At 41.4% G+C, this 280-nt stretch carries 1 protein-coding gene; it reads left to right on the top strand.

Features of this window, described 5'->3' with window-relative positions; all coding sequences use genetic code 11:
• Positions 1-92 precede the first annotated feature (92 nt).
• Positions 93-280, top strand: a 188-nt coding sequence (locus L5876_RS14695; RefSeq protein ID WP_236957108.1) for a hypothetical protein, incomplete at its 3' end; no start/stop codon positions are given.

The raw sequence follows: 280 nt of genomic DNA, 5'->3' as shown, positions 1-280 counted from the left end.
AACAACCAGAACGGGATAAGAAATCACAAATAAAATAACAGCAGGTGGTGTATAATGACAAAATTATTATTCTAAAACAGAGGAATAAATCCATGACAACTATGCGCCTGCTTGCTATTATCGCTATTTATATCTGTACGACCATAGGCTGGATGATACTAGGGGGAGTGACCAGTGACAGGACACGCACTACCCATAACGATATGAAGCAGGAGGTCGCTGACCTCTACGGGGGTAATCTGTCTATCAATACCCCGTCACTTTATTATATAAAGCCCAG

Origin of the sequence: Hyphobacterium sp. SN044, assembly GCF_021864465.1 — a bacterium.
GTDB lineage: Bacteria > Pseudomonadota > Alphaproteobacteria > Caulobacterales > Maricaulaceae > Hyphobacterium.
Note: the sequence above shows the minus strand (reverse complement) of the source record. Positions and strands in the feature narration are given on the sequence as shown.